This window comes from Novosphingobium sp. TCA1 (genome assembly GCF_009811895.1).
Classification (GTDB): Bacteria; Pseudomonadota; Alphaproteobacteria; order Sphingomonadales; family Sphingomonadaceae; genus Novosphingobium; species Novosphingobium panipatense_A.
This window is the reverse complement of sequence record NZ_BLJH01000098.1, coordinates 1-2,600: the sequence shown is the minus strand read 5'-3', so window position 1 is coordinate 2,600 and position 2,600 is coordinate 1. Positions and strand designations below refer to the sequence as shown.

At 62.2% G+C, this 2,600-nt stretch carries 3 protein-coding genes; all 3 read left to right on the top strand.

Features of this window, described 5'->3' with window-relative positions; genetic code table 11:
* The first annotated feature begins 79 nt into the window (after positions 1-79).
* From NTCA1_RS28125 to NTCA1_RS28115, 3 genes are read left to right on the top strand one after another with little or no spacing between them, the layout of a single operon-like run.
* Positions 80-532 (top strand): transposase, encoded by a 453-nt coding sequence (locus NTCA1_RS28125; protein WP_159832491.1) that lies wholly within the window; start codon positions 80-82, stop codon positions 530-532.
* Positions 498-869: an IS66 family insertion sequence element accessory protein TnpB gene (tnpB, locus tag NTCA1_RS28120; protein ID WP_236549627.1), complete on the top strand. Its 372-nt coding sequence runs from the start codon at positions 498-500 to the stop codon at positions 867-869. The genes NTCA1_RS28125 and tnpB overlap by 35 nt, the downstream gene beginning before the upstream one ends.
* Positions 870-910: 41 nt before the next feature.
* Positions 911-2,503 (top strand): IS66 family transposase, encoded by a 1,593-nt coding sequence (locus tag NTCA1_RS28115; RefSeq protein ID WP_159832489.1) that lies wholly within the window; start codon positions 911-913, stop codon positions 2,501-2,503.
* Positions 2,504-2,600 lie beyond the last annotated feature (97 nt).

Genomic DNA, 2,600 nt, shown 5'->3' with positions numbered 1-2,600 from the left:
GTAAGCGCGAAATTCCGGGCACCTGTTCGGTTGAGTGCCGCAGTGTGAAGGATGTGTCCACCAAGGAAGAGGTGGACACATGGAGATGGCACCGATGGGCTCCTCTGGGCTCGAGGTTGTAAGGGTGACGAGTAACGGCCGGCGTTATTATGATCCGGCGGGGAAGGCACGGTTGGTTGAGGCGTGTCTCGAGCCGGGCATATCGGTTGCGAGGCTTGCGCTGGAGCACGGTGTCAACGCCAACCAGCTTCGCAAATGGGTCAGCAAGTTTCAGCAGCGGCAGAGTACGAACGGGCAGCGGAGCCCGGGGCAGTTGCCGGATTCGTCGGCGTTTGTCCGGGTGGAGACGTCTGCGGCGCCTGCGGTGCGACCCACTGGTGGGATCGGGAGCCGGTCTGCGGGATTGGTACCACCAGCGCGGCTGCAGGCGTCGATGCCAAATGGCGTATCGCTGACGCTGGAGGGGTGTGACGCGCGGTTACTGGCGGTGATGATCGATGCGCTGGGGCACTGCAATGTTCCGGCTCGCTGAAGATCTGCGCGTCTATCTCCACCGGGATCCGATCGATTTTCGTTGCGGGATCAACAGCCTTGCGATCCTGGTCGAGCAGTCGATGGGCCTCAATCCGTTCGAGCGCGCGGCGTTTGCCTTTTGCAACCGGCGCCGGACCCGGATGAAGCTGTTGTTCTTTGACCGGTCGGGCTTTGTGTTGGTGCTCAAGGCGCTAACAGAGGACAAGTTCCGATGGCCCCGGCGGACGGAAACGGTGGTGGCGCTCACCGCAGAGCAATTGCGCTGGCTGCTCGACGGGATCGATATTGACGCGCTGGTCCCTCATCCGGTGCGGCAATATCAGTTTGTCGGCTGAAGGCTGTTGACGCAGGAACAGGCTTTCGATTCAAGACTGCGATGGATCGAACCGGCGCCCCCACTATTGCGGAATTGATGGCGCTTCTGGCGGCGAAGGCCGCCGAGGTCGAGACATTGGCGGCCGAGAGAGACGCCCTTGCCCGGCGCATCCTGAAGCTTGAGGAGGAACTGGCGCTGGCGCGGTTGCACCGTTTTGCGCCGCGCAGCGAAAAGCACCTGGATCGTGTCTTCAATGAAGCCGAGCAGGCCTCCCTTGAGGACGATACCGACGACGACGTCGATGAGCCGGTCGCCGCCGATCTTCCCGACACGGGATTGCCGGAGGCGAGAAAGCCAGAAGGGAAGAAGCGCGGGCGCAAGGCACTTCCTGCCGACCTGCCGCGCCAGCGCGTCGAATATGACCTCGCCGACGACCAGAAGGTCTGCCCGTGCTGCAGCGAACGGATGCATCGCATGGGGGAAGTGGTAACCGAGCAGCTTCACATCGAGGTGAAGGCCACGGTCCTTCAGAATGCCCGCGCCAAATATGCATGCCGCAATTGTGACCGCACCGGGATCGCCACGCCGATCATCATTGCGCCGATGCCCGCACAGCCCTTGCCGGGCAGCATTGCCACGGCCTCGACGCTGGCCTTTGCCCTTGTTCATAAATACGTCGATGGCACACCGCTTTATCGTCTGGCGCAAACCTTCGAGCGCGCAGGGGTACCTGTCAGCCGTGGTGCACTGGGCCGTTGGGTGATTACCTCGAGCGAGAGGCACCTGTATCGCATCTATGACGCCCTGAAGCTGCGGCTCCGGTCCCAGGAGGTCATCCATGGCGACGAGACTACGGTTCAGGTGCTGAAGGAAGAGGGCAAGGCGCCTACCAGCACTTCGTATATGTGGGCCTACCGCAGCAGCGAGGGCAGCGAACAGCCGATAGTGCTGTTCGATTATCAACCGGGCCGCGGGCAGGAACATCCGCAGGCCTTCCTCGGCGACTATCGCGGTATCCTGATGAGTGACGGCTATACGGCCTGGCGCACATTGAAAGGCGCCACGCATCTGGGCTGCATGGCCCACGCCAGACGGCGCTTTGCCGACGCCCTCAAGGCGAGGAAGAAACAAGGCGGGCCGCCCGCACAGGCGCTCAAGTTCTTCGACCAGCTCTACCGGATCGAAAGGCAGGCGCGGGACGAAATGCCCGGTGGGGGAGAAACGCAGGCCAGCTACCTGCGCCGCTTCCGCCAGAAACATAGCGTCCCGGTCCTGGATACATTCAAGGCGTGGCTCGATGACATCGCACCCAAGGTCGTGCCCGACACCAAGCTTGGCGATGCGGTCTCCTACTCCCTCAACCAGTGGGAATACCTGACGCGTTACGTCGAAGACGGCAGGATGCCGATCGATAACAATCTTCTCGAACGCGACATCAGGGTTTTTGCAACAGGAAGAAAATCCTGGCTTTTCTGCGACACCGTGGACGGCGCACGGGCGAGCGCCGTCACCTACAGCCTGATGCTGACTTGCCGCGCCTGCGGCGTCGAGCCTCTCGCGTGGCTACGCCATGTCCTCACTGAACTGCCCCAGCGACCTCACGACGCCGATATCGACGACCTGCTGCCATTCAACTTCGAAAGACACGCCTGACCCGCCGACGGCGCTGCGGTGGCCTGTCTCGTCCAGCGTCAACTATGATGGCCGCACCGCATCCGGAAACGGCGTGCTACGAAATGCGCGCTTACGA

Bases quoted from the DNA above. Each gene is read 5' to 3' on its own strand.
- tnpB (WP_236549627.1), top strand. From the start codon at position 498: ATGCGCTGGGGCACTGCAATGTTCCGGCTCGCTGAAGATCTGCGCGTC.
- NTCA1_RS28125 (WP_159832491.1), top strand. From the start codon at position 80: ATGGAGATGGCACCGATGGGCTCCTCTGGGCTCGAGGTTGTAAGGGTG.
- NTCA1_RS28115 (WP_159832489.1), top strand. From the start codon at position 911: ATGGATCGAACCGGCGCCCCCACTATTGCGGAATTGATGGCGCTTCTG.